General features: G+C 68.3%; 28 protein-coding genes. 19 read left to right on the forward strand and 9 right to left on the reverse strand.

Features of this window, described 5'->3' with window-relative positions:
* The first annotated feature begins 279 nt into the window (after window positions 1-279).
* The 4 genes from ACFYO1_RS41555 to ACFYO1_RS41570 all read left to right on the forward strand — a co-directional run bounded on the left by ACFYO1_RS41555 (window position 280) and on the right by ACFYO1_RS41570 (window position 3,735).
* Entirely contained in the window at window positions 280-891 is a 612-nt protein-coding gene (locus ACFYO1_RS41555) for a hypothetical protein (RefSeq protein ID WP_387244445.1), read from the forward strand.
* Window positions 892-1,275: 384 nt separating this feature from the next.
* Window positions 1,276-1,899 (forward strand): superoxide dismutase, encoded by a 624-nt coding sequence (locus ACFYO1_RS41560; RefSeq protein WP_150400539.1) that lies wholly within the window; start codon window positions 1,276-1,278, stop codon window positions 1,897-1,899.
* Window positions 1,900-2,184: 285 nt separating this feature from the next.
* On the forward strand, window positions 2,185-2,712 hold the full coding sequence (locus ACFYO1_RS41565) for a peptidase (RefSeq protein WP_387244448.1): 528 nt from the start codon (window positions 2,185-2,187) through the stop codon (window positions 2,710-2,712).
* A 294-nt stretch (window positions 2,713-3,006) separates the two neighbouring features.
* Window positions 3,007-3,735 (forward strand): TMEM165/GDT1 family protein, encoded by a 729-nt coding sequence (locus ACFYO1_RS41570; RefSeq protein WP_387244451.1) that lies wholly within the window; start codon window positions 3,007-3,009, stop codon window positions 3,733-3,735.
* A gap of 36 nt (window positions 3,736-3,771) precedes the next feature.
* Here ACFYO1_RS41570 and ACFYO1_RS41575 read toward each other — a convergent pair whose 3' ends face one another.
* Entirely contained in the window at window positions 3,772-4,461 is a 690-nt protein-coding gene (locus ACFYO1_RS41575) for a TetR/AcrR family transcriptional regulator (RefSeq protein WP_387244454.1), read from the reverse strand.
* Between the two features lie 24 nt (window positions 4,462-4,485).
* Window positions 4,486-5,364: an SDR family NAD(P)-dependent oxidoreductase gene (locus ACFYO1_RS41580; RefSeq protein WP_387244456.1), complete on the reverse strand. Its 879-nt coding sequence runs from the start codon at window positions 5,362-5,364 to the stop codon at window positions 4,486-4,488.
* 197 nt (window positions 5,365-5,561) lie between these two features.
* On the opposite strand from ACFYO1_RS41580, the gene ACFYO1_RS41585 reads away from it, so the two are divergent.
* Complete coding sequence (locus ACFYO1_RS41585; RefSeq protein WP_387244459.1) at window positions 5,562-6,308, forward strand: DUF4352 domain-containing protein; 747 nt, start codon at window positions 5,562-5,564, stop codon at window positions 6,306-6,308.
* A 126-nt stretch (window positions 6,309-6,434) separates the two neighbouring features.
* Entirely contained in the window at window positions 6,435-7,202 is a 768-nt protein-coding gene (locus ACFYO1_RS41590; protein WP_150400533.1) for an SDR family NAD(P)-dependent oxidoreductase, read from the forward strand.
* A 46-nt stretch (window positions 7,203-7,248) separates the two neighbouring features.
* Here the strand turns inward: ACFYO1_RS41590 and ACFYO1_RS41595 are convergent, their stop codons facing one another.
* The 4 genes from ACFYO1_RS41595 to ACFYO1_RS41610 form a co-directional block, all read right to left on the reverse strand.
* Window positions 7,249-8,058: a class I SAM-dependent methyltransferase gene (locus ACFYO1_RS41595; protein ID WP_387244462.1), complete on the reverse strand. Its 810-nt coding sequence runs from the start codon at window positions 8,056-8,058 to the stop codon at window positions 7,249-7,251.
* A 164-nt stretch (window positions 8,059-8,222) separates the two neighbouring features.
* On the reverse strand, window positions 8,223-8,681 hold the full coding sequence (locus ACFYO1_RS41600) for a GNAT family N-acetyltransferase (protein ID WP_387244465.1): 459 nt from the start codon (window positions 8,679-8,681) through the stop codon (window positions 8,223-8,225).
* 63 nt (window positions 8,682-8,744) lie between these two features.
* Window positions 8,745-10,715, reverse strand: a complete 1,971-nt coding sequence (htpG, locus tag ACFYO1_RS41605) for a molecular chaperone HtpG (protein WP_387244468.1) — start codon at window positions 10,713-10,715, stop codon at window positions 8,745-8,747.
* Window positions 10,712-12,511 (reverse strand): TM0106 family RecB-like putative nuclease, encoded by a 1,800-nt coding sequence (locus ACFYO1_RS41610; protein ID WP_387244470.1) that lies wholly within the window; start codon window positions 12,509-12,511, stop codon window positions 10,712-10,714. The genes htpG and ACFYO1_RS41610 overlap by 4 nt, the downstream gene beginning before the upstream one ends.
* A 163-nt stretch (window positions 12,512-12,674) precedes the next feature.
* On the opposite strand from ACFYO1_RS41610, the gene ACFYO1_RS41615 reads away from it, so the two are divergent.
* The 9 genes from ACFYO1_RS41615 to rraA all read left to right on the forward strand — a co-directional run bounded on the left by ACFYO1_RS41615 (window position 12,675) and on the right by rraA (window position 18,018).
* Window positions 12,675-13,319, forward strand: coding sequence for a DUF6474 family protein (locus tag ACFYO1_RS41615; protein ID WP_387244473.1), 645 nt, complete (start codon window positions 12,675-12,677; stop codon window positions 13,317-13,319).
* Between the two features lie 11 nt (window positions 13,320-13,330).
* A complete protein-coding gene (locus ACFYO1_RS41620) occupies window positions 13,331-13,849 on the forward strand; it encodes a hypothetical protein (RefSeq protein WP_387244476.1) in 519 nt (172 codons plus the stop codon).
* A gap of 41 nt (window positions 13,850-13,890) precedes the next feature.
* Entirely contained in the window at window positions 13,891-14,544 is a 654-nt protein-coding gene (locus ACFYO1_RS41625) for a YcnI family protein (protein WP_387244479.1), read from the forward strand.
* Window positions 14,541-15,086, forward strand: a complete 546-nt coding sequence (locus ACFYO1_RS41630; RefSeq protein ID WP_387244482.1) for a copper resistance protein CopC — start codon at window positions 14,541-14,543, stop codon at window positions 15,084-15,086. Before ACFYO1_RS41625 ends, ACFYO1_RS41630 begins: the two co-directional genes overlap by 4 nt.
* Window positions 15,083-16,042 carry a CopD family protein gene (locus ACFYO1_RS41635; RefSeq protein WP_387244485.1) on the forward strand — a complete coding sequence of 320 codons (960 nt, stop codon included), beginning with the start codon at window positions 15,083-15,085 and terminating at the stop codon, window positions 16,040-16,042. The genes ACFYO1_RS41630 and ACFYO1_RS41635 overlap by 4 nt, the downstream gene beginning before the upstream one ends.
* A 52-nt stretch (window positions 16,043-16,094) precedes the next feature.
* A complete protein-coding gene (locus ACFYO1_RS41640) occupies window positions 16,095-16,574 on the forward strand; it encodes an SRPBCC family protein (protein WP_387244487.1) in 480 nt (159 codons plus the stop codon).
* Between the two features lie 79 nt (window positions 16,575-16,653).
* Window positions 16,654-17,028, forward strand: a complete 375-nt coding sequence (locus ACFYO1_RS41645) for a DUF5313 family protein (RefSeq protein WP_150400523.1) — start codon at window positions 16,654-16,656, stop codon at window positions 17,026-17,028.
* Between the two features lie 49 nt (window positions 17,029-17,077).
* Window positions 17,078-17,443: a DUF5313 family protein gene (locus ACFYO1_RS41650; RefSeq protein WP_387244490.1), complete on the forward strand. Its 366-nt coding sequence runs from the start codon at window positions 17,078-17,080 to the stop codon at window positions 17,441-17,443.
* Window positions 17,444-17,529: 86 nt separating this feature from the next.
* Window positions 17,530-18,018, forward strand: a complete 489-nt coding sequence (rraA, locus tag ACFYO1_RS41655) for a ribonuclease E activity regulator RraA (RefSeq protein ID WP_387244493.1) — start codon at window positions 17,530-17,532, stop codon at window positions 18,016-18,018.
* Window position 18,019: 1 nt separating this feature from the next.
* Here rraA and ACFYO1_RS41660 read toward each other — a convergent pair whose 3' ends face one another.
* Complete coding sequence (locus ACFYO1_RS41660) at window positions 18,020-18,238, reverse strand: RNA-binding S4 domain-containing protein (protein WP_040729260.1); 219 nt, start codon at window positions 18,236-18,238, stop codon at window positions 18,020-18,022.
* Between the two features lie 154 nt (window positions 18,239-18,392).
* Between ACFYO1_RS41660 and lysX the strand changes: the two genes are divergently transcribed.
* Both lysX and ACFYO1_RS41670 read left to right on the forward strand, forming a co-directional pair.
* The gene (gene lysX, locus ACFYO1_RS41665; protein WP_387244497.1) at window positions 18,393-21,713 is read left to right on the forward strand and encodes a bifunctional lysylphosphatidylglycerol synthetase/lysine--tRNA ligase LysX; all 3,321 of its coding nucleotides are present in this window, start codon (window positions 18,393-18,395) and stop codon (window positions 21,711-21,713) included.
* Window positions 21,714-21,837: 124 nt separating this feature from the next.
* Window positions 21,838-22,044 carry a hypothetical protein gene (locus ACFYO1_RS41670; RefSeq protein ID WP_387244500.1) on the forward strand — a complete coding sequence of 69 codons (207 nt, stop codon included), beginning with the start codon at window positions 21,838-21,840 and terminating at the stop codon, window positions 22,042-22,044.
* A gap of 153 nt (window positions 22,045-22,197) precedes the next feature.
* Here the strand turns inward: ACFYO1_RS41670 and ACFYO1_RS41675 are convergent, their stop codons facing one another.
* A complete protein-coding gene (locus tag ACFYO1_RS41675; protein WP_387244503.1) occupies window positions 22,198-22,776 on the reverse strand; it encodes a Uma2 family endonuclease in 579 nt (192 codons plus the stop codon).
* Window positions 22,777-22,877: 101 nt separating this feature from the next.
* On the opposite strand from ACFYO1_RS41675, the gene ACFYO1_RS41680 reads away from it, so the two are divergent.
* Window positions 22,878-23,489 (forward strand): histidine phosphatase family protein, encoded by a 612-nt coding sequence (locus tag ACFYO1_RS41680; RefSeq protein ID WP_387244506.1) that lies wholly within the window; start codon window positions 22,878-22,880, stop codon window positions 23,487-23,489.
* Between the two features lie 118 nt (window positions 23,490-23,607).
* Window positions 23,608-23,904, forward strand: a complete 297-nt coding sequence (locus ACFYO1_RS41685) for a hypothetical protein (protein ID WP_387244509.1) — start codon at window positions 23,608-23,610, stop codon at window positions 23,902-23,904.
* A 71-nt stretch (window positions 23,905-23,975) separates the two neighbouring features.
* Here the strand turns inward: ACFYO1_RS41685 and ACFYO1_RS41690 are convergent, their stop codons facing one another.
* A complete protein-coding gene (locus ACFYO1_RS41690) occupies window positions 23,976-24,875 on the reverse strand; it encodes a cutinase family protein (protein ID WP_387244512.1) in 900 nt (299 codons plus the stop codon).
* Window positions 24,876-25,321: the final 446 nt, after the last annotated feature.

Below are 25,321 nucleotides of genomic sequence, written 5' to 3' on the forward strand. Positions count from 1 at the left end.
AACTCTTCCTCCGGCCCTAGGCACCCCGATCCGGACCCTTTTGCGTGCCGTCAGCGGATTCGCGGCGTGTTCGTACGGCGCGAACGACCGATCCGGGACTCCCCTCCAGCATCCAATCCCGGAGCGGTCATTCGCCGCCGACCTCGAAACTCGCGGGCGCGGCGGGTTCCGATAACTACTTGGACGGCGGCGGGTCCGATTCGGTTCCATAAAAAACGAGAACACTAGCGAAAAACTGAAATACTGGGCTCCACCGGTAGCTGTCGGTAGCCTGTGGCCATGAACGTGAGCAGGGGGCTACTCGACGGAATGGACACGGCTGGGCTCAACGTCGCACTGGCCGAGGCGACCTGCCTCGGCCTGGAGGTCGACGCGGCGGCCAAGCAACTACGACTCGACTTAGAGGTGCTGACGCTTCCGGAAAACGGAACGCCCACCGAGGATTACCGCGTTCAGGTGACCTTCACCGGGGTCGGTCGCGTGGCGGCATCGCTGCGCATGCAGAACTGGGACGACCTGGAACCGCAGGTCCTGCCCCTGCAACTGGACGGACTCGACGCGGCCATCCGCAGCTTCGGCGGCGGCAGGCTGCACGGCTGGGAGTTCATCGACCTCGATGACAGCGGCTGGGCCCTGTGGAGCGAGCTGCTCAGCTTCGATACCGAGATCGACGAGCACATCTCCGCGCACGTGCTGGAGTTCTCCCAGGAGGAGGGCATCGACCCGCGCGAACTGGACGTGCGCGTGTGGTTCGACAACGTGCTCATCGCCGACCCCACCGGCCGGGAGATCCCGCTGGCCGAGTTCATCGCGGGCGCGACCCGCTGGTGGGAGGCGCACGACGCGGGCGACCCGCGGGCAACCCGCCCCGGCATCGCGCCGCCGCTCTGATTCGAGGAATCGGCACCGCACATCCGGAGACCTCCGGGTGTGCGGTTTTCGTCTGCTCGGGCCGGGCCGACAGCTTGGGTGACCGTTGACGTAGTGGGTACCCGGCACCAGGATCGGTACTGCCCGGCTGGGCGGTTTGCCCGATCCGGCGCAAGGATGACGGAGCAGGTGCGGCAGTGTCGCCGCACTAGTTCGTCGCACTACGACGTGGTTCGATGCTACGCGTGAGGTTCGACCCGGTGCCGCGGTGACGTCCACGGTGCACAGCCCATGCCCACTACGGAATGCGGGGGCATCAGGCCCGGTTGGAACCGAGCGGGTGTACGAATGATGGTTGGGTGTGCTCGAGATGGGCGCACGCAGCCCGACATAGGAAGGGACATCGTGGCTGAGTACACGCTGCCAGATCTGGATTACGACTACAGCGCCCTGGAGCCCCACATCTCCGGGCAGATCAACGAGCTGCATCATTCCAAGCACCACGCCGCGTACGTCGCCGGCGCGAACACCGCACTCGAGAAGCTCGAGGCCGCCCGCGACAGCGGCGATCACGGCGCCATTTTCCTGTACGAGAAGAACCTGGCCTTCCACCTGGGCGGGCACGTCAACCACTCCATCTGGTGGAAGAACCTGTCCCCCAACGGTGGCGACAAGCCGACCGGCGAGCTCGCCGCGGCGATCGACGACCAGTTCGGCTCGTTCGACAAGTTCCGCGGTCAGTTCACCGCCGCGGCCAACGGCCTGCAGGGCTCCGGCTGGGCGGTGCTCGGCTACGACACCCTCGGCCAGAAGCTGCTGACCTTCCAGCTCTACGACCAGCAGGCCAACGTCCCGCTGGGCATCATCCCGCTGCTGCAGGTCGACATGTGGGAGCACGCCTTCTACCTGCAGTACAAGAACGTCAAGGCGGACTACGTGACCGCGTTCTGGAACGTGGTCAACTGGGAAGACGTGCAGGATCGCTTCGCGCGCGCCGTCGGCCAGGGCAAGGGCCTCATCTTCGGCTGAGCTGAACTGCCGCCGACCAGCGAAACCCGCGAACAGGATCGCCTGTTCGCGGGTTCGCTCGTTTTCGGGGCGCTCCCGGGACACGCCCGGGCCGCAGCGCGGTATCGGTCGGCGAACAATCCGCCGGGCGACGACATGTGGGCGAAGACAATCGCTGGTCAGCCCGTTTCCACAGGTCAGCTGGCACTCTTTGGTACTTGTGTGCCAGGTGATGCATAGGTCATCCTCGGAATCCACAGTTGGAGGACGGGCAAGGCCGCCCCCGGTTCGATGACGGGAGGCACGATGCATACGAACGAACCGATCGGCATCACACCATTCCAGGCCCGCGGCGCGCTGCGGGGGTTCGTCATTTCCGGCCGCTGGCCTGATACCACCAAGGAGTGGGCGCAGGTGCTGGTGCTCGCGGTCCGGGTGGCCTCGATGCCCGGTCTGCTGGCCACGTCGACGGTGTTCGGTGTGCGCGAGGACCTGCCCGACGATCCGGCGCCCGGCACCGTCGGGCTGGTGATGGCCGAAGGGACGGTGCTCGGCGCGGAGGCCTTGGCGCCGGGACGGTTTGCCGACCATATGCCGGCCGCCCTGCTGATGCTGCATCCGCCCTCGGAGACCCGGCCGTCGCTGCCAGAATGCGCGGGGGCCGCGTCGGGCTGTGTGCTGCTGCCCGGCGTGCCGCATCTCGGGCTGGAGCATCGAGCGGCGTGGGTCGAGGCGGAATCCGACGGCACGGTGACCTCCCTGGTCAGCCGGGTCGGACTGGACCCGATCAGTGACCCCGACACCGCGGTTCTGGCCATGCTGCTGGCCGCGTAAGGGTACCCGAAACTCTGCGCGTGGATCGCCAAACTTATTGCGCGCATTGCGATTTGGGCAACACCAGGTTGGCACGCCCGGGCGCCTGCGGGTAGAGTCGGGTGCAACGAAGGGGAGTAGCCCCCAATCGCACAGTCGACATACTGACCCGCGACCCCACGAGGGTTCGGGTCCGGCTGTGTGAACCGGAACAATCCGGTGGGCGAGACCTTCGGCCGAGACAACTGATCGTTGTCGGCCGGAGGCATACCCAGACTCCGGCCGGCAGGCCGGAGACCCGGGAGCCGCACAATCATGATCGCCACTGTTTTGCTGAGTATCGGCATCGTCTTCCTCGCCGAGCTGGGCGACAAATCCCAGCTGATGGCGTTGACGTTCGCCCTGCGCTATCGCTGGTGGGTGGTGCTCGGCGGCATCGCCACCGCGTCCGCCGCGGTCCACCTGATCTCCGTCGGCGTCGGCTATTTCCTCGGTTCCGCGCTGCCGACCCGGGCCATCTCGCTGGTCGCCGCGCTCACCTTCCTCGCCGTCGGAATCTGGACGCTGCGGGAGCATTTCCGCGCGGACGACGAAGACCCCGCACCCAAGTCCCTGCGCGCGAGCACCGCGCCGTTCTTCGTGGTGCTGTCCGCGTTCCTGCTCGCCGAGCTCGGCGACCGGACCATGTTCGCGACCGCCGCGCTGGCCACCGATTACGACTGGGTCGGCGTGTGGATCGGCTCGACGATCGGCATGGTCGCCGCCGACGCGCTGGCCATCGGCATCGGCATCCTGGTCGGCAAGCATCTGCCGGAACGGGCCATCGGGATCGGGTCGGGTCTGCTGTTCCTGTACTTCGGTGCGGCGACGCTGATTTCGACGGCCGCCCCCTCGTTCGGCGGGGTGATCGTTGCCGCGCTGGCCGCGATCGCACCGGCGGCGGGCGCGGCGGTCATGCTGATCGTCCGCGCGCTGCGGCCCGCGCCGGTCGCGCCCGATCTGCCCGCCTCGGCTCCGGCGACGGATCCCGAACTACATCGGTAGCCGGTCGTCGAACTCGGTGTCACCCGGCGATCGGGTTCACCTGCCCGGTACGGGCTGTGCCGCGGACAGCGCGTCGCCGAACAGCTCACCGCCCCGGCGCACCAGGTTCAGCAGCGGAACCCGCAGCGCGAGCAGGCCGGCCGAATCGTCGGCCGCGATCCGGCCGGTGACCATCGCGCTGATCGCGGCGGCCAGGGTCTGGCAGGCGAAGCGCTGCTCCTCGGTCCGGGCGCCGAGCACGTCGGCGATCAGGCCGACGAACAGCTCCTGTAGCTGTGCCCGGCGCGCGAGCGCCGCCGTGCCGACCGCGTAGACCTCCACCAGGAACAGCCGCGCGCTGGCCGGATCCTCGACCAGATGCTGCAGGTAGGCCGCGAAGATCCGGTCCATCTTGACCATGCGGTCCGGCTCGGGTTCCGCGCCTGCCACCGGATGCTCGGCGTCCTCGGAGGCATCCGCGATGCGACCGAGCAGGTTCTGCACGGCCCGCTCGTAGGCGGCCTCGAAACAGGCCTCCTTGGAACGGAATTGCTCGTAGAACGTCTCTCGGGACACCCCCGCGCGTTTCAGGATCGCCGCGACCGACGTGCCGACATAACCGTTCTCCACCATCGCCTCGGCCATCGCGATCAGGATGCGCTCGCGTTGCGAGGCAACCACCTGCTCACGCGGCAGGCCGTGCCTGCCGCGCGGGAGTTGGCGTGCGCTGGTTGCCGATTCGGTCATTCAATGGCTCCGGGGTTAGGTCGGCTAGGCTTTCCGCTCCATTTTGCGTGGTCTGTCCGGTTGATCCGTGGTGAAGGGCGCCTCCTCGTTCCGCGCGATCTCCAGCGCCCGCCGCACCCCGCGGCGCAACGCGATCTCGATCACGCACTGGGCGATCGGCTGGAACGGCAGTACGACCGCTACCCACCAGGGCGAGACCACCTGCCTGCGCCGCCGCGCGATCGCCTTCTCCACCGAATCGATGGCCGGCCCGAGCGGCGCGACGCCGGACACGGTCGACCGGCCGATGATCGCGCGCGCCGCGGTGGTGCCGAATCCACGCGAGGTCATGTCGGTGTCGAGTTCGGCGAAGTACGCGACGCCGACCTTCGCCCCGGTGTGTTTGAGTTCGATCCGCAGCGTATTGCCGAGCGCCTCCACCGCGGCCTTCGACGCGCTGTACGCACCGACCAGCGGCAGATTCACCGCCGCCGCGAGCGAGGAGACCACCAGCGCGTAGCCGTTCGGGTGACTGATGTGCGGCCCGGCCGCCCGCAACGTGTAGTAGACGCCGAGCACATTGACCGCCAGCGTCTGCTCCATCACCGCCGGATCGCCCCCGATCAACGGCAACTGCCGCGCCACCCCCGCGTTCGCCACCACCACATCGAGCCCGCCCAGCTCCTCGACCAGGGTCGTCACCACCCGATCCACCTGCTCACGATCCCCCACATCGCAATACCGCCACGGCGCGTCCCCGCACTCCCGCGCCACCTCCCCCAGCAACTCCCCCTCCAACCCCAGCAGCGCCACCTGCGCCCCACCGGCATATAACTGCCGAGCCAGCGCGGCCCCGATCCCCCGCGCCGCCCCCGTGATCAAAACCTTGCGCCCAGCAACAGACGCCCCCGCAACCAGCTTCATCCCGCGACGGTACCACCAATGAACAAGTTTGTTCGCAAATAAACCGGCGCCCATTCAAATGGCCGCACGGACCGGCCGAAATGCCCCCTGCCTGCACGTATTTCAGTTATGCCATTAGCACATGAAACGTAACGCAGGTCACAGGGTGTCGATAGACGCGTCATCAGTTCCATCACGTCGCACAGAAGGCAAGACCGATGACGTCACCGCAGGACGAATACCCACCGCAGCAAACGCCGAATCCACAGTGGGGCCATCAGCCCATGCCCAGTGGCGGGCAACAACCGCCGCAGCCGGGACAGTTCGCCCCGCCGCCCGGATACGGTCGGCCGCCGAAGAAGTCCGGGGGCGGCAAGATCGTGCTCATCGTGGTCGCGGTCATTGTCGGGCTGTGCGGATTCGGCGCGGTGATCGCCGCGGTCAATGGCGGAGACGACAAGAAGGCCGACACCACTGCCAGCAGTCCGGCGGCCGCGCCTGTCGTCGGCGCGGCCGGCGAATCCGCTGCCCCGCCGCCCGCGAAGCCGTCGGCGGACAAGCCATCGGCGCCTGGCTTGAATACACCGGTGCGGGACGGCAAATTCGAGTTCGTCGTGACCGGCGTCCAGGTCGGCCTCGCCGAGGTAGGCGACAACCCGTACCTGCAGCGAAAAGCCCAGGGCGCGTACACGATCGTCTCGATGACCGTGAAAAACACGTCGAACAAGCCGCAGGGTTTCAGTCCGAGCGATCAGTATCTGTTCGACACGCAGAACCGTAAGTTCGAGAACGACAGCATGGCCGCGATCAACCTGCAGGCCGACACGAGCATGTACGCCAGCGTGAACCCGGGCAACACGGTGACCGCCCAGGTCGTGTTCGACCTGCCCGCCGACGCGGTGCCGAACCACATCATGCTGCACGACTCGATGTTCTCCGGCGGCGCCAAAGTAACCCTTCGGTAGCCCCGCCCGAAGCTCGGCGATGGTCCTTTCCGGGGTGAGAGGGAGTCCTCATAAGGGTTGGGTGGGGTAGGCGTTAGGGTGCAATTGACGAAGGGCCAACTGGCTGTCACGAACGAGAGGACCATCGTGGAGATTTCGGGTTCCGCCGCCATTGTCACCGGAGGCGCATCCGGCCTCGGCGCCGCCACTGCCAAGCGTTTCGCCGAGCTGGGGGCCACTGTTTTCGGCCTGGATGTGCCGCAGTCGATCGAGCGGGCCGGGGACAACGTGCCTGCCGGGGTCACCCTCATTCCGGCCGATGTCACCAGCAATGACGAGGTCGCCGCCGCGGTCGCGAAGGTCGTCGAGTCGGGCGCGCCGCTGCGCATCGTGGTCAACTGCGCCGGCGTCGGCTGGGCCGGGCGCATCCTGTCCAAGAACGGCCCGCACGATCTGGAGCTGTTCCGCACCGTCATCACGGTGAACCTGCTCGGCACCTTCAACGTCATGCGACTGGCCGCCGACGCGATCAGCAAGACCGACACGGTGGACGAGTACGGCCAGCGCGGCGTCATCATCAACACCGCCTCGGTCGCCGCGTTCGAGGGCCAGATCGGCCAGATCGCGTACTCGGCGTCCAAGGGCGGCGTGCACGGCATGACCGTGCCGGCCGCGCGCGACCTGGCTCAGTTCGGCATCCGGGTGAACACCATCGCCCCCGGCATCATCGACACCCCGATGCTGGCCGGCGTCACCGAGGAGTACCGCAAGGGCCTCGAGGCCGGCGTCCCGTTCCCGTCCCGCCTGGGCCGCCCGGACGAGTACGCGCAGCTGTCGCAGTACATCGTCGAGCACGACTACCTCAACGGCGAGACGATCCGCATGGACGGCGCGCTGCGCATGGCCCCGCGCTAGGTCCCCAACCCCGAAAGCCGCTGCCGACCAAGGTCGGCGGCGGCTTTTATTTGTGCCCGATGCCGAGGAACGCGGTGGTGGACAGCGGCTGCTGCGGCCGATAGTGCTCGGCGAGATAGGACTTCATCACCGCGACCCGTTCGGCCCAGACCTGTTCGCCGACCGCGCGGCGCAGGAGGCCCAGCGGTGCGCTGCTGCACACCATGGTGTCCCACATCTGCTCGGCGCTGTCGAATGCGAGCGCGATCGTATGCCGTTGGATGGAAACGGCTTCGAAGCCGGCCCGGCGCATCTCGGTCTGGAAGACCTCGGGATTCTCCAGGCTGAGGTAGTTGGGCTGGGGCTCCTGGATGCTCGGGTCGGCGGCGCGGAAAGCGCCGAACATCAGCCGCATCAGCGGAGATTCGGCGACCGGCGCCCAGCTGGACACCACGGCCGTGCCGCCCGGGCGCAGCACGCGGAACAGTTCGGCGAAACCCCTGCTCCGCTCGGGGAAGAACATCAGCCCGAACATGGAAAACCCGGCGTCGAACCGGTCGTCGCCGAACGGCAGCGACTGCCCATCGCCTACGCGCGCTTCGATATTGGTCAACCCGGCGGCCCCGGCCGCGGCGATCAGTCGCTCGATCATCGGACCGGAGAAGTCGATGGCCTGCACCTGCGCGACCTGCGGCGCGGCCAGCAGGCTCAATAACCCCGTCCCCGCGGCGACGTCGATGACCTGGGAAGACGGTGTCAGCGAGGCGAATTCGAGCGCCCGGTCGGAGAAGGGCTGCATGAGCGCGGGCGCGAATTCGGCGTAGCCGTCGGCGACGAGATCCCACGGCTCGGCAAAGGCGAGAGGGTTTCCGGACATATGCTGACGATCCTTTCGATCGCCCAAATTTAACCGCTCCGTCCCGTGAGCGACCACAAAACCCGGCGAATATCGCTGTGCGCGAGGGATTTCGGATCGAGTGCCAGAAGGTAGCGACACATATCGTTTCACTCTAAGAGCAGCTCAAAAGGGGCAAATCGGACTCAGATCGCGCGGCGGAAGGTCATCAGATCCCGTCCCGGCCCGTTGTAGTCCGGCACCGGACCGCCGACGGTGAACCCCATCCGGGAGTGGAACGCGATGGACGTCTCGTTGGCCGGCGCGGTCACGGCCGTGACGACCCGCCGGTCGTGCGCCCGCGCGGTCGCGAAGAACCGCTCATAGAGCTCCCGTGCCAGCCCGCTCTTGCGCGCGTCGGGATGCACCCCGACGAAATGGATATACGCCGCATCGGATTCCGACGGCGAGAGAAACCCGATCAGAAACCCCGACAGCCGTCCACCGCTCTCCGCGACCAGGCTCGTCCGATGGAAGTGATCGAGAAACAGCCGCGGCAGCACCGGCAGGATCGCCCGCCCCCACCACTCGTCGACCACGCTCGCGATGGCGTCGTAGTCCGCGGCCCGCGCCGCCCGGATCACCGGCTCAGTCGAATTCGACACAGCCTCATTCTGCCGAGCACCGGCGAGAGACCACCGCGGGGTGGTCCCTCGCCGATGTCCGGATCAGAGCGTGCGGGTGAGTCGGTCGGTGAGGATGTGGGCGAAGCGGGCGGGGTCCTTGAGTTCGCCGCCCTCGGCCAGAACCGCTGTGCCGTAGAGCAGCTCGGCGGTCTCGGTGAGTTCGGGGACCTTGCCCGCGTCGGCGTCGTCCTTGCGCGTGTCGTAGGCGTCGCGCAGGCCGGTGACCAGCGGGTGGGTCGGGTTGAGCTCGAGGATCCGCTTGGTCTCCGGCATCAGCTGACCGGACGCGCGGTACATCCGCTCCAGCATCGGGGTGAAGTCGAAGACGTCACCGACGAGGCAGGCGGGTGAGGTGGTGAGCCTGCTGGTCAGGCGCACCTCCTTGACGCTCTCGTCCAGGGTCTTGCCGAGCCAGCCGAGCACCTCGGCGAAGTCCTTGTCCTGCTGTTCGCGCAGCGCCTCGGAGGCCTTCTTCTCCTCCTCGGACTCCAGGTCGACCTCGCCCTTGGCGATCGAGACGAACGCCTTGCCGTCGAACTCCGGCACCGAGCCGACCCACATCTCGTCGACCGGGTCGGTCAGGATCAGCACCTCGCGGCCCTTGGCCTTGAACGCCTCCATGTGCGGCGAGCTCTCGATCTGCTGCCGGGACTCGCCGGTCATGTAGTAGATCGACTCCTGGCCCTCGGCCATCCGCTCGACGTACTGGGCGAGCGTGGTCACCTCGGACTCGGAGTTCGTCGAGGCGAACGAGGAGACCTGGAGGATGGTCTCGCGGTTGTCGGTGTCGCCGAGCAGGCCCTCCTTGAGGACGCGGCCGAATTCCTTCCAGAACGTCTGGTACTTGGTCTGGTCCTCGGCGCCCTGCAGGTCCTTGACCGTGGACAGCACCTTCTTGACCAGCCGCTTGCGGATCATCCGGATCTGGCGGTCCTGCTGCAGGATCTCCCGGGACACGTTGAGCGACAGGTCCTGCGCGTCCACCACGCCCTTGACGAAGCGCAGGTATTCCGGCATCAGCTCTTCGCAGTTGTCCATGATGAACACCCGCTTGACGTAGAGCTGCACGCCGCGCTTGTGCTCGCGGGTGAACAGGTCGAACGGCGCCTGCGAGGGCAGGAACAGCAGCGCCTGGTATTCGAAGGTGCCCTCGGCCTTCAGCGGGATGATCTCCAGCGGGTCGTCCCAGGCGTGGCTGACGTGCTTGTAGAACTCCTTGTACTCCTCGTCGCTGACCTCGCTCTTCGGCCGGGTCCACAACGCCTTCATGGAGTTGAGCGTTTGGTCCTCGACGACCGTCTTCTCGGTTTTTTCCTCACCCTCACCCTCGGTGACGGTCCGCTCGACCTGCATGCGGATCGGCCACGCGATGAAGTCGGAGTACTTCTTGACGATCTCCCGGAGCTTCCACTCCTGGGTGTAATCGAAGAGGTGGTCGTCCTCGTCGGCGGGCTTGAGTTGCAAAGCGACCGAGGTGCCCTGCGGCGCCTCGTCCAGGGTTTCGATGGTGTAGGTCGAGCTGCCCGCGGCCGACTCCCAGCGCGTGCCTTCGGTCTCCCCTGCGCGCCGAGTGGTCAGTGTGACCTTGTCGGCGACCATGAAGGTCGAGTAGAAGCCGATGCCGAACTGGCCGATCAGTTCCGCGGTGTCGACGCCGCCCGCGGCGGCGCTCTTGGCCTCGTTGAGCTTCTTGCGCAGTTCGGCGGTGCCGGACTTGGCCAGCGTGCCGATCAGGTCCACCACCTCGGCCCGGGACATGCCGATGCCGTTGTCCCGCACGGTCAGGGTCCGGTTGTCCCGGTCGACCACCAGCTCGATGTGCAGGTCGTCGGTGTCGACCTGTAGATCCTTGTCCTGATAGGACTCCAGTCGCAGTTTGTCCAGTGCGTCCGAGGAATTCGAGATCAACTCCCGCAGGAAGGTGTCCTTGTTGGAGTAGACCGAATGGATCATCAGCTCGAGCAGCTGATGGGTCTCTGCCTGGAACTCGAGTTGTTCGACGTGCTCAGTCACGTCGCGATGGTACCGCCGCGCCCGAGCGACGTGGCCGGAGATGGCAGCGGAGCGTAACCGCGCAGGCCCCCGGGAGGGTGCGGATCGGACACCGGCCCGAAATCGGCCAGGCCGGGAACCTCGAGGTCTGCCCGGTCGGACATCCAGTCGCGCAGCACCTGGGTGGCCCGCACGTCGTCCTCGTTGTACTCCAGCAACCGGGTGCGCTGGGACATGTCCGGCTCGCCCTCGTAGCCGACGGCCAGCCGGTACCAGCTCATCGACGCCTCGCCGCCCGCCTCGGCGTCACGCCAGGCGAAGCCCGCGACCGGGGCGATCTTCTTGAGGCCCTTGCCGTTCGGGCAGATGAACTGGTCGGAGACGGCCTGGAACATGTCCACCCACTCCGGCCCGTCGACGAACGCGCGCACCTGCTCGACCGTCGGCACCCCGGGCCGCCCGGCGAAGCGGCGGGCCGACTCGTAGAGCCACTTGTCCTCGGCCGTGCGCGAATAGCAATAGGCGGCAAACGTTTTGCCGTTCCGGGCGGCGTCCGCGCGGATGGTCATCAGCCAGGTCCAGAACTCGCCGAACGAGCGGCCCTCGTCCTCGGTGGGCAGCGGATCCCAGGTGACGAACGGGCGGTACACGCCGTCGAGCAGGGTGCCCCACAGGTAGGCGCCGTACTCCTGGAAGCTCTCCAGGTCGACATCCACCTCGACGTCGGCGCGCTGCACCCGGACCGGCTCGACCCGGCGGACCAGCGGCGCGCCCGCGATCCAGGCCCGCGCGGTGACCACGGCCTCGTCGAACGGGCCGTGCTGCCAGTCGTCGGGATCGTCGCCGGCCCACTCGGCCAGGTCGTCGATGGTCTGCACGCCGTGCCTGCGCAGCACCTCGGCCCGCGAACCGGGCGCGACCAGGCTGACATCGCGGTGCGCGACCAGCCAGCCTTCGCAGCTGGGTCCCTCGATGCCCCGCGTCCACCACGGGCATTGCCTGCATTCGGGCACCTTCGACGGCACCGTCGGCAGTTCGCCGCGCACCACCGCGACGCGATCGGCATAGCGCTGGTCGTAGTCGGCGAGCACCGGGCCGAGATCGTGCACCAGGATGCAGTCGAAGTGGTAGCCGATCACGCCGCCGACCAGGGCCGGGCTGGCCAGGCCGTGACGTTGCAGCATGCGGTACAGGTGCGCGAGCCGCTGCTGGTCGCGCGGCTGCTGGCGCAGCTTGCGATGCCGGTCCGGGCGCGGGTTCCAGTGGTACGGGTCGGTGGTGGTGGGGTGGAAGTCGGCGGGCTCGGGGTGGCGCGGGTCGGTCACCTTGTGGTTCACCACGATCACCGGGATGTATCCGCCGCGATCGAGATCGCGCAGCAGGATCTCCGAGCCGCCGCGCCTGCCGGTCTCCGGCTCCTGCGGCAGCAGCCCGCCCCAGATGTGGTGCACGCCTTCCGCGCACGCCGCCATCGTGGCCGCGGCCCGCTCGGACGCGCGCAGCGTCGGGTCGATCACCACCCACCCGGCCGGATCCGCCTCGATCAGCGCGTCGCGCACCCGCAGCCGATGGGCTGTCGCCGCCTCCCGGCGCTGCCGGACCCCCGGGTCCTCGGTAACCCCTTGCAGGGCACCGGGATGTACCGCGTCCAGATGCAGCCGATGCCGGCAACCGATCAACGCCCTGGCATCGATGAACGGGGTCGGCGCGCCCGCACCGCCGGCCGTGCCGTTGTGCTTGCGACCTTCTCGGTCACCGATGCCCGATTCCACGCTATGCAGTATGGTCCCTACCCCCGACAAACCCACGAACCCCATGGGCACAGCCGTGGTGCGAGACACCCCGGGGCCGCGAACACGCCGCGCCCGCGCGGTCGGCAACCCCTACCCGTTAGGGTGAAGGCAAACCGTGTGACATGGGCGGACGGGCTTTCCCCGGCGTCGTACTGCCATGGCAAACCAGCATGACGGAGGGCCTTCGATGGGGTTGTTCACGAAGCGCAAGCGGCGCCCGAGCCGCAGGGCCGAGGCGAAAGCTCTCAAGCACAAGGCCGGTCTGGAAGCCAAGCTGGTCGCGAAGAACGACCGCAAGGCCCGCCGCGCGGAGGCCCGTACCCAGCGCAAGGTGGCCAAGGCGCAGATCGCCGCGTTGCAGGCGGAGGAGAAGGCCTCGCTCAAGCTGGCCGCCAAGGCCGAGCGTGAGCTGTTCAGCGCGAGTCAGATGAAGAAGTACCTGGGCGTGGCCCGGGTGCTGATTCCGGTGCTCGCGCCGCTGGCCTATCGCGCCGCGACATTCCTGCGCGCGCAGCTGGACACCCGCAAGGCCCAGCAGCTCGGCATCGGCATCGAGCAGCTCGGCGACTTCGGCGGCCACGGCGCGAAGCTGCAGGCGCGGATCGTGAATACCGAAGCGGCGCTGAACAAGATCGGTGCGCAGGGCGGCAAGGACCGGGGCGACACGCAGAAGTTCATCGCGGCCACCCAGGCCCGGCTGGACAGCCTGGCCGCCGCGGTACAGACCGCCGAGCAGATGCCCGCGCCGCGCCGCCGGGCCGTGCACGCCTCGATCGCCGAGGAACTGTCCGGAGTCGAAGCGGACGTGCTCGCCCAGCTCGGCGTGCGCTGACCTTCCGCGCGATGCCCCCGTCACCGCACACCGGCTACCTGCGTGGTGGTCTGGTCGGCGTGCTGGTGGGGGCGCTCGCCGTCGCCGCGCACGGGTCCGCCGGCGGTGGCTTCCCCGGTTCGGCGGAACTCACGCTGGTGCTGCTGGTCGCCGCGCTGGCCGGGGGCGCGGCGAATGTGCTTGCCGGCGGCCGTGGTTCGGTGCTCGGGCTGCTGCTGCTCGGGCAGCTGGCGAGCCACGTGGTGCTCGCCGGCCTGGCCGGGCACGAACATCCCGCTGCCGCGACGAATCCGCTTCCCACCGGGTGGATGCTGGTCGCGCATGCGCTGGCCGCACTCGGCTGCGCCGCGATCATCTCGATCACCGAGCGGCTCTACGCCCTGGCCTCCGGCGCGGTGCGCGCGGTGCTGGCCGAGCCGCATCGCCCGCGGATCGCCGGACCGGCGCACTGGTCCGATCCTGGTCTCCCGCACTACCACTGCCCGCCGAAGGGCGCGATCGGCCCGCGCGCGCCGCCGGTGCCTGCCTGACCCGCCGCACCAGTTCCCTTCGGACAGAAAGTCTTTCCCTCATGCACCGTTCGATTTCGCGCGCCACCGGCACGGCCGTGGCCGCCGCCACCCTCGCGTTCCTCGCCGCAGGCACCGCCTCCGCGCACGTCACCGTGGACGCGCCGGGCGCCCAGCAGGGCAAGTACGGGGTGATCACCCTGCGGGTGCCCACCGAATCCGACACGGCCAGCACCACGGCGCTCACCGTCACCCTGCCCAACCTGAAAAGCGCACGCACCGAACCGATCCCGGGCTGGTCGGCCAAGATCGAGAAGAACGACAAGGCGGAGATCACCGCGATCACCTGGACCGCCGAGCCGGGCAACGCCGGCGTCGGCCCCGGCCAGTTCCAGCGCTTCGCCGTCTCGCTCGGCCCGCTGCCCAGCCAGGAGACGGTCAGCTTCCCGGCCAAGCAGACCTACAGCGACGGCAAGGTGGTCGACTGGAATCAGCCCGCGGGCAAGGACGGCGCCGAGCCCGAGCATCCGGCCCCGTCGCTGACCCTGGCCAAGGGCAAGGCCGGCGACGACCACGGGGCCGCCGCCGCGACCGCGAGCTCGTCCGCCGACGACACCGATAACACCGCCCGCTGGCTCGGCGGCATCGGCCTGGCCCTCGGCCTGCTCGGCGTCGCGCTCGGCCTCGGCAACGTGATCCGGGCGCGGCAGTCGTGATCCGGCGGCTACTCACCGCGCTGGTCGCGGGGGTGTTCCTGGTCGGATTCGGGTTTACCGCAACGGGAACCGCCGCCGCGCATTCGGCGCCGACGGCCAGCGTGCCGGACGACGGCGCGACGATCGACGCCGGACCAGCCCGGGCCAGCATCACCTTCAATGAGGCGTTGCAGCCCAGCTTCCCGGCGCTCACCGTCGTCGGCCCGGACGGCAACCTGTGGTCGAAGGGCGCGCCGACGGTGGACGGCAACACGGTCAGCGTCGAGGTGGGTGAGCTCGGCCCGGTCGGCGAATACACGGTGGCCTACCGGGTGACCTCGGCCGACGGCCATCCGGTCAGCGGCAAGCGGCATTTCACGCTCAGCAAGGCGGGCAACGGGGTGCCCGGCGAGAAGCCGAGCGCCGGCGGCGGTAACTCGGACAACGACAGCTCCGGCGGAATTCCGCTGTGGGTCTTCATCGTCGGCGCCGTGGTGCTGTTCGGCGGCGGGCTGGCGTTCGCGCTGTTCGGCGGCAGAAGCCGGAAACCGAAGCAGCAGTGACGGGTAGGACGATCGGCGGCCGCGGCGGTGCGCGGCGGGATTCCGCCCGCGCGCCGTGGCCGGTGCTGCTGATCGTCCCGGCCGGGTTGCTCGGCGTCGTCCTCGCCTGGGGGCTGGCGCTGCCCGCGGGTTTCGCCGCCGCGGCGACCGTCCGGGTGCTCGCCGACGGCGTCGGCGCGACGGTACTCGGGCTGGCCGCGCTGCCCCGGCTGCACGCGCGCCTGACGCCGCCGTGGCGATTGCTCGCGGTGCTGGCCGGATTCTGGTGCGGCACCGAATTCGCGGTGCTGGTGTTCGAGGCCGCCGACGTGGTCGGCGTGCCGGTCGGCCGGCTCGCGGCCGGGGAGTTCGGCACCTTTCTGGTGGACCTCAGCGGCGGGCAGATCGGCATCGCCGTTCTGGTGGGGGTCGGCGCGGTCGCGGTCTACTCGGCGGTGGCGTTCCGGCGGGCGGATATCGCCTCCGCCGATCTGGTGCTGGTGTTCGCGGCGGTCGCACTGGCGTTGCGGCCGATCACCGGGCACATGTCCCAGCAGACGTTCGGGTCGGTGCTCGCCGCGGTGCACGCGCTGGCGGCGGCGGCCTGGTTCGGGCTGCTGGTCGCGCTCGCGCTGGTGGTGCGGACCCGCGGTGAGTGGGCGGTGGTGCTGCCCCGGTATTCGGCGATGGCGTTGCCGCTGGTCGCGGCGGTGGGGGTGACCGGACTGCTGAACGGGCTGGTGCGGGTCGGCGGGATGACGCCGTTCGTCACTACCGGTTACGGACGCATCCTGCTCGCGAAAACCGTTGTGCTGCTCGGCCTGCTGGCGCTGGGCTGGTGGTGGCGGCGCAGCTGGGTGCGCCTGGCCGCCGATCATCGGATGACCGCCGAGGCCTCGCTGCGCCGCGCGACCATCGAAGTGGTGGTGATGGCGCTGGCCTTCGGCCTGGCCGCCACCCTCGCGGTCACCGCCTGACCCCGCGCACGGGGCCCGGCGACCGAGATCGAAACCAGTTACTGTTTTTCCCATGACCGAAGTGAAGATCGTCGAGGACTGCGCCGCGTCGGCGGAGTCCGCGTTCGCCTACGTGAACGACTACCAGAACCTGCCGCGCTTCCTCTACGGCATCCAGTCCTTCACCCCGGTCGGCGCGCAGACGGTCGGCGTCGGCGCCGCGTTCGACGGGCACATCAAGCTCGGGCCTGCCTCGCTCAAGTCCCGGGTCGAGGTCGTGCGCTGGGAAGAGAACGCTCTCATCGCGGTGAAGTCGATCAAGGGCTTCGAGGTCGAGTCGACTTTCCTGTTTCATCCCAGGGGCGCCGGGCAGTGCACCGTCGACGCGATCGTCGACTTCCGGGTCGGCGGCGGGCTGGCCGGGCGCGCGCTCGGCAAGACCATCGAGCCGTTCGTGAAGATCGCGGTGCAGCACACCACACACAACCTGATCACGCAGATCACCGCGTTCCACCAGAGTCGATCCGCCGAATCGGATGAGTCGGTTCACTGATTCGGGCCATGCGGGACGCTCGAGCCATGAGTGAGTGCGAGCGCGCCGGGGCACCGCGCGAGCCGAAGCGGGGGCAGTCATGAGCGCTACGCCGTCGTTCTTCCAGCGCATCGGGTACATTCTCGGCCGCCCGCTGCCCGCGTCGATGACCGACTGGGTGCGCGAAGACCTGGTCGGTCCGGGCGCCACCCGGCGGTATCTGCTGCGCATCCTGGTGCCGCTGATCCCGGTGCTCATGCTGTTCCTGCTGCTGCCGGGCCCGCTGTGGATGGGGCTGGCGATGATGGCGCTGCTGTATCTGCCGCTGATCTACTTCACCGTGGCGTTGATGTACGTCTACCGGCGGCACCGGCTGATCAAGCACGGTCTCGATCCCGCGCTGGCCGACGCGGACGCCCGCCGCCGGGCCGAGCCGGAACGCCTCGCCTACGAGCGCAGGCACGGCCGAGGTTGACCGCCCAGCAACCTAGCGGTGACCGACAACACAGGCATAGCCTTTATGCATGAAAACCCCCACAATCAGGCAGCGGATCGCCTACGATCTGGGCCGCGAGCTCCCCGCGGAGCTGCACGAGTGGGTCAGCCGCGACCTCGTCGGACACGGGGCCATGGAACGCTATCTCGTCCGGTTCCTCGGACCCGTCATTCCGTTCTTCGCGCTGGTACTGCTCTTTCCGGGGCCGATGCCGCTCAAGCTCGGCCTGATCGTGATGATGATCGTCCCGATGGTCATCTTCACCGTGGCGCTCAGCTACGTCTGGCGCCGCTACCGTCTCGTCCAGCACGGGTTGAACCCCGACCTGGTCGACCGCGCCAAGTTCTCCGAACACGATCGGGAGATGTACGAACTGCATTACGGGCACCGTTAGCGCCTGTCGGCATACTCATAGCGATCGATCTCACAGCGGGAGCGGCCCTCCCGAAACTCCTGCTCGGCCACGCTTAAGCTGAGCCAGTGACCGAATCGCAGAATGTTGTGGCTACTGCCGACCTGGCCGACGAGATCGGCCCCGAGATTCGCAGCTGCGATACGCAGTTCATCCAGTTCGGCGGCCGCGCGGCCTTTTCCGGCCGGATCACCACCATCCGCTGCTTCCAGGACAACCTGCTGGTCAAGCAGACGCTCGGCGAACCGGGCCAGGGCAAGGTGCTGGTCGTGGACGGCGGCGCGAGCGTTCACACGGCGCTGGTCGGCGACATCATCGCGGGCCGCGGCGTGGACAACGGCTGGGCCGGGGTGATCATCAACGGCGCGGTGCGCGACTCGGCGATCCTGCGCACCCTCGACATCGGCATCAAGGCGCTGGGTACCAACCCGCGCAAGAGCACCCAGACCGGCAGCGGCGACCGCGACGTCCCGGTCGAATTCGGCGGCGTCACCTTCGTGCCCGGCGACATGCTCTACAGCGACCACGACGGCGTCGTGGTCCGCGCCGAAGACTAGGTCAGACCGACACCCTCGCCTGATGGCCGGCGAGGGTGACCACGTCGCCGATCTGCAACTGCCGCCCGCGCCGCAGTTCCACCTCGTCGTTCACCCGCACCAAACCGGAGGCGATCACCGTCTTCGCCTCCGAGCCGGATTCGATCAGATTGGCCAACTTCAGGAACTGACCGAGCCGAATGCCTTCGTCATCGATCGGTACATCGACTGGTTCCGCCATGACCTACATCCTTACCTTGCCTCCGGAAGCGGTAAACGTCAGCCCCCGCGCGAGTCGCCGATGATGCACTGACACGCGTATGCGACGCGCCGAGAACCGACATGCCCGGGAGGTCTTCGAGCACCGCGACGGCGGCACCGTACACACTGGTTCAGTGACCACCACGCAAGCCCGGCAACACCTGATCGAACCGCCCGCGGACAGACCTACCCCACCGGTCCCCCATCGGGGGCACGGACGGCTGGCAGAGGTCCCGCATATCGCGGGCCTGGTGCTCGGAGTCTTCGCGGTCGCGTGTTTCCTCTGGAGCCTCTCGCCCGGCTTACGTTTCCTGACTCAGGTACCGCGCCGCTACATCGACAACTATTACTTCGACGCGCCCGACACCAACCTGATGTGGGCGCTGATCATCGGCCTGCTCGCGGGCGCGCTGGCCAGCCGCAAGCGCATCGCCTGGTGGCTGCTGCTCGGTTACGTGTCGCTGTACGCGCTGGCCGACGGCCTGGATTTCGCCGACACCGGCAATATCGACGCGCTGGTGGCGATGATCGTGCACCTCGCGGTGATGGGCGTGCTGATCGCGGCCTGGCGCGAGTTCTACACGAAGGTGCGCCGCGGGGCGGGCTGGAAGGCGCTCGGCGTGCTGATCGGCGGCCTGACGGTCGGCTGCATGCTCGGCTGGGGCCTGGTCGAGTTGTTCCCCGGATCGCTGCCGCGCGGCGCGCAGCGGCCCGGCTGGGCCATCTATCGGGTGACCGCGGCGGTGCTGGTGGACAACGAGCACTTCGACGGTCACCCGCGCCCGTTCGTCAACTTCCTGCTCGGCCTGTTCGGCGCGATCGCGCTGCTCGCCGCGGTGATCATCCTGCTGCGCTCGCAGCGCGCGGCGAACGCGATGACCGGCACCGACGAATCCGCGATCCGCGGCCTGCTGGAACGCTCCGACGTGGAGGACTCGCTCGGCTACTTCGCCACCCGCCGGGACAAGGCGGTGGTGTTCGCGCCGAGCGGCAAAGCGGCGGTCACCTATCGCGTGGAACTCGGCGTCTGCCTCGCCAGCGGTGACCCGATCGGCATTCGCGAGGCATGGCCGCAGGCGATCGACGCGTGGTTGCGGCTGGCCGACCAATTCGGCTGGGCGCCGGCCGTCATGGGCGCGAGCGAGCTCGGCGCGACGTCCTACCGGCGGGCGGGCCTGTCCGCGATCCGGCTCGGCGACGAGGCGATCCTGGACACCAGGACGTTCTCCCTGGCCGGTCCCGAGATGAAGCCGGTGCGCCAGGCCGCGAACCGGTTGCGCAAGCACGGCATCACCGTGCGCATCCGCAGGCATCGCGACATCCCCGCCGACGAGTTCAAGCAGGTGATCGCCCGCGCGGACGCCTGGCGCGACACCGAGACCGAGCGCGGCTTCTCCATGGCGCTCGGCCGGCTGGGCGATCCGCTGGACGCGGACTGCCTGCTGGTCGAGGCGGTGAACGGACAGGACCGGGTGCTCGGCATGCTGTCGCTGGTGCCGTGGGGCCGCACCGGCGTCTCGCTGGAGTTGATGCGGCGCGATCCGCACGGCCCGAACGGCGTGATGGAGCTGATGATCTCGCAGCTCGCGCTCAACTCCGAGCAGCAGGGCATCACCAAGGTCTCGCTGAACTTCGCGGTGTTCCGCTCGGTGTTCGAGGAGGGCGGACGGATCGGCGCGGGCCCGGTGCTCCGGCTGTGGCGCGGTGTGCTGCTGTTCTTCTCCCGCTGGTGGCAGCTGGAGGCGCTGTACCGCTCCAACGTGAAGTACCAACCGCACTGGGTGCCAAGGTTTTTCCTGTTCGAGGAGCGCAGGCAGCTGCCCCGGGTCGCGGTGGCCAGCGCGCTCGCCGAGGGCTTCCTGCCGCGGTTCGGCAAGGAACCCGACACCATCACCCACACCGGCATGCACAGCGCGGTGCCCGCGACCATGACCGGCCTGCACGCCGACGGCAGCCCGCCGGAGCCCGGTCCGGTCGAGGGCAAGGAACTGCTGCCGCGCCGCCCCGAGCAGGTGCGGGTGCGGATGGACAAGCTGGACCGGCTCGCCGCGTCCGGCGTCGAGGCCTATCCGGTCGCCTACCCGCCGACCCACACCGTCGCCGGGGCCAGGCAGTCGCCGCGCGGCACCACGGTCCGGGTCTGCGGCAGGCTGCTGCGCATCCGCGACTACGGCGGCGTGATATTCGCGGTGGTGCGGGACTGGACCGACGACATCCAGCTGGTGATCGACCGCGACCGGGTCGGCGCCGAGCGCAGCGCCGAGTTCACCGAGTTCTTCGACCTGGGTGACCTGATCGAGGTGAGCGGTCAGATCGGCAGCAGCCGCCGCGGCGAACTCTCGCTGCTCGCGGCGGACTGGCGGATGCTGGGCAAGTGCCTGCATCCGTTGCCGGACAAGTGGAAAGGCCTGTCCGACCCCGAGGCCAAGGTGCGCCAGCGCTACGTCGACATGGCGATCAACCCGGAGACCAGGGAGGTGCTCGCCAAGCGCAGCGCGGTGGTGCGCTCGCTGCGGGACTCGCTGAACGCGTGGGGCTATCTGGAGGTGGAGACGCCGATCCTGCAGCAGGTGCACGGCGGCGCGAACGCCACCCCGTTCCTCACCCACATCAACGCCTACGACCTGGATCTGTATCTGCGGATCGCGCCCGAGCTGTACCTGAAGCGGCTGTGCGTCGGCGGCATGGAGAAGGTGTTCGAGATCGGCCGGACCTTCCGCAACGAGGGCGTGGACTTCAGCCACAACCCCGAGTTCACCATTCTCGAGGCGTACGAGGCACACAGCGACTACGAGCGGATGATGCACGTCTGCCGGCAGCTGATCCAGGACGCCGCGCTCGCGGCCAACGGCGCGATGGTCGCGTTGCGGCCGCAGAGCGACGGATCCTTCGAGCCGGTGGACATCTCCGGCGAGTGGGCGGTGAAGACGGTGCACGGCGCGGTGTCCGAGGCGATCGGCGCGGAGGTCACCCCGCAGACCGGCCTGGAGCAGCTGCGCGAACTGTGCGACAAGGCCGAGGTGCCCTATCAGCACGGCTGGGACGCCGGGCAGGTGGTGCTGGAGATGTATGAGCACCTGGTCGAATCCCACACGGAGGAGCCGACTTTCTACATCGACTTCCCCACCTCGGTCTCGCCGCTGACCCGCGCCCATCGCAGCATCGAGGGCGTCACCGAACGCTGGGACCTGGTCGCCTGGGGCGTCGAACTCGGCACCGCCTACAGCGAACTCACCGATCCGGTCGAGCAACGCCGCAGGCTCACCGAGCAGTCGCTGCTCGCGGCCAACGGCGACCCGGAGGCGATGGAACTCGACGAGGACTTCCTGCAGGCGCTCGAGCACGCGATGCCGCCCACCGGCGGGCTGGGCATGGGTGTCGACCGGGTGGTCATGCTGATCACCGGGCGCAGCATCCGCGAGACGTTGCCGTTCCCGTTGGTGAAACCGCGCTGAACAATCCGTTGCCGGCGAAGGGCACACAGGCGACGAATCGGACAGCTACCCTTGGGAATCGGGCCGGGGCGGCCGGGAAATCTCCGGCCCCGGGAGGGAACCGATAGCCGAGATGGGGTTCGAAATGTACCTTGACCTGCTGACCAATTTGAGCCTGGTGGACCACAGCGCCTGGGCGAGCCCGGACACCTGGAACTCGGCGATGGAGCTGGCGGCCAAGAAAAAGAGACGCGGCAGCGGCGGCCTGATCATCGGCGGGCTCTGCTGCCTGCTCGTGGTCGCGGCCATCGTCGGCGGCGTCTACCTGCTGATGCGCCGCCGCAGGCAGTAACCCCGGGACAGCGGAACGGCCCGGCCCACAGCACGCATGCCGGGCCGTTTGCGATATGGCCTCGCCTGCGCAACCCCTCGGTTGACGATGCGCTCGGACATTCTTCGACCGGCAACGCGCATGCGTCGCAATGCCTATCTGATCGTTTGCCGACTAGAACCGATCGATGTCGGTCAGGTCGATTTCGATATCGTAGGGGACGGTCAGCTTCAAGCGGTCGTGGTGAATGCCGGTGAGCGCGTAAGCGTTTGTCGCCGGATCGAGTTCATAGACGTACACGACCGGACGCCCGTCGACGTTCTCCACCCGCCAGAAGTGCGCGATACCGGCCCGAGCGTAGAGTTGGGGCTTACGTTCACGATCCCGGGTGCGCGACTCGGCGGAGACGACCTCGACGGCTAGAACCACATCGCGGGCCTGGTAAGTAGTGAGGTCCGGGCCGCCATCACGATCGGCATGAACCACGATCAGGTCCGGCTCGGGCCGTTGGGCGGGCCCGAGCGTAACCGTCATCTCACGGCGAACCCGTAACCGAGCGGGCGCAAGCGTCCGCAATGCCGAATCGAGCAGCGAGATCACCAACATATGGAACTTCGCCTGCGGACTCACGAAAACGAGACTCCCGTCGATCAGCTCGGTATGCGGGGGCAGGTCGGGCAGGCGGTCCAGGTCCTCGGCGACGAAACCCCCCGGCGGCGGACGCAGCCACTGCGGAAACGGTTCGACGGTCATGGCTCCGAGTATGGCATGGGCGTTGGCACTTGACGACGCCTCGAGAGATCCCCGGGCGGCGAGGTCGGCGAGGCCGAGCAGCATGCGGCAGAGTGGGGCGGGTGCAGTTGATCCTTGTTCGCCATGCCCAACCGTTCCGGATCGTGAACTCGGCCGGGGCCGCCGATCCCGAACTCGCGCCCGTCGGCATCGAGCAGGCCGAACGGGTGCCTGCCGCGCTGAGTCAGCATCGGATCACCCGGATCGTGAGCAGCCCGCAGCGGCGCGCGCGGGATACCGCCGCGCCGACGGCCGCGAAGCTCGGGTGCGGCGTCGACATCATCGACGATCTCGCCGAATACGATCGCGACCTGCCCGCCTACATTCCCATCGAGGATGCCAAGGTGGAGTTCCGCGAGGTCTACGAGCGGATCAAGGCGGGCTACATCCCGGATCAGATCGACGGCAAGGCCTTCAAGTCCCGGGTGCTCGACGCCGTCACCGAGATCGCCGCGGGCACCGACCCGGCCGGCACGGTGGTCGCGTTCACCCACGGCGGCGTGATCAACGTGCTGCTGCAGGAGATCCTCGGACTCGAACGGCCGCTGACCTTCCCGATCGACTACTGCTCGATCACCCGAATCCTGTTCTCCCGCACCGGCCGCCGTACCGCGGCGACGGTCAACGAGAACGGGCACGTCTGGGACCTGTTGCCGCGCAACATCGCATCCTGAGCGCCCATTCACAGACGATTGGCAGGGACGTCGCACCGTCGTCCCAGGCGCGGAACCTTCTATGGACCCGGTGAGCCGCTACCCCGAAGTGGCCCACCGTTCGAGAGAAAGGAATTCCGTGTTGCTCTCCAGAACATCCATGCGGCGGCTCGTCGGCATCGCCGCGGCGGGCGCGCTCATCGCCGTCCCGGTCGGCGCGCTCGCGGCCACCGCTTCGGCCGAGGCCCCGGCGCCGGACGCCACGATCCAGGTCCAGGCGGCCGGTGACGTGGACCAGCAGGGTGCCGATATCAACCGGCCGCACCACAAGCACCGTCCGGACGGCCCCCGTCGGCATCACCGCCCGCGCCCGGGCGCCGCACCGCAACAGTTCCAGCAGTTCCAGCAGCTGCTCCCGCCGACCGGCTCCGGATAGTCCGGGCCCGAACACGGCGAAGGCCCACCGCCTGTGGTCGGAGGTGGGCCTTCGCTGTGTGCCGAGGCGGATCAGGCCATGCCGGCGATCCAGTTGTGCATCCAGGAGACGGCGGTCTGACCGCCGCCGACCGGGTAGCTGCCGTACAGGGTGTGCGCCTGCGACTTGTAGAACCGCTCCAGGTCCTTGGCCCGCTGCTCGTTGGCCGAGTCGGTGAGCTGCGCCTGCAGCGTCGGCACGCCGCCGTGGGCGAACAGGTCGTTCATGATGTTTCCGGCTTCGATCTGGTAGCGCCACAGGTTGGCCGGGTTCGCGTCCGAGGCCTGCGCCATGAAACCGGCGAACCGGGTGACGAAATCGTCCGGCGCGGTCGCGCAGTACAGGTCGTCGACCGCGCAGATGCTGCGGGTGCGGTCGCTGACCCAGCCGAAGCCACCCACCCGGGGGCCGCCCGCGCCCGCGCCGGGGGCCGGTGCGCCGACCTGAACGTCGGTCGGCGAGCGGCGCGGGTCGGAGATCAGGCCGACGCCGGAGATCCGCTCCGGCGCAACCACACTGAGCCCGGTGCCGATCTCGGCCGCGAGATCACCCGCGGCGTCGGCCCCCTGGCTGTACCCGACCAGCGCGATCTTCGTCGCGCCGCACGAGTGCGCCATGTCCGAGATCAGGCCGCGCGCCCGGTCGACGGCTTCCTTCTTCGAGTTGCCGTAGACCTCGCCCTCCCACGGGAAGGCGGTCGCGGCGTAGGTCACGTAGTCGACCTCGGTGGAACGCGGCAGATTGTTGGTGACGCCGGCCAGCATGCCGGGCTGCGGCTTCTTGTCCTTGCCGGTCTCCCAGGTACCCGGGATCGCCACCACGTAGAGGCTAGGGCAGCCGGGATCCGCGGTCGCGGAACCGGCGCCGAACACCATGCCGGACAACACCGTCGCGGATGCACCGAGAGCCGCGACAACCTTCTTCAACTGCATACCGCTCCAGTCCAAACCAATGCCCCTCGTGGACATATCCCCGACAAGTTGCGCACCAACTCTGAACCCGACGAGTGACCGTCCAGTGCACGCTGGGTTAACTCCAGCCACCCACCGATATGACGGCTACGATCCTCAACCCACATCCCAAGATCAGCAGCGCGACGGGACCACAATAAAGGTCCGAGCTCGCCGACGCCATCCGAAACCCCGGTCCACGTCCGTTTTCCGTCGAATGCCCAAACCCCCACGTCCACACCACAACCCGGCACTCAACCGCACCTCGACCGGAGCCGATCCGCCGCTCACCGGCGAGCAATCAGTGAGCAATTATTAATTTTCGGTGCGATCATCTCGATAAGGCCAGCTAAACCAGCTTTATAGCAACGAGATCCGAGCCGACCCTCCATGATCGGCAAACATCAAGGGCACTACGTCATTATCGG

Origin of the sequence: Nocardia sp. NPDC006044, from assembly GCF_042871115.1 — a bacterium.
Classification (GTDB): domain Bacteria; phylum Actinomycetota; class Actinomycetes; order Mycobacteriales; family Mycobacteriaceae; genus Nocardia.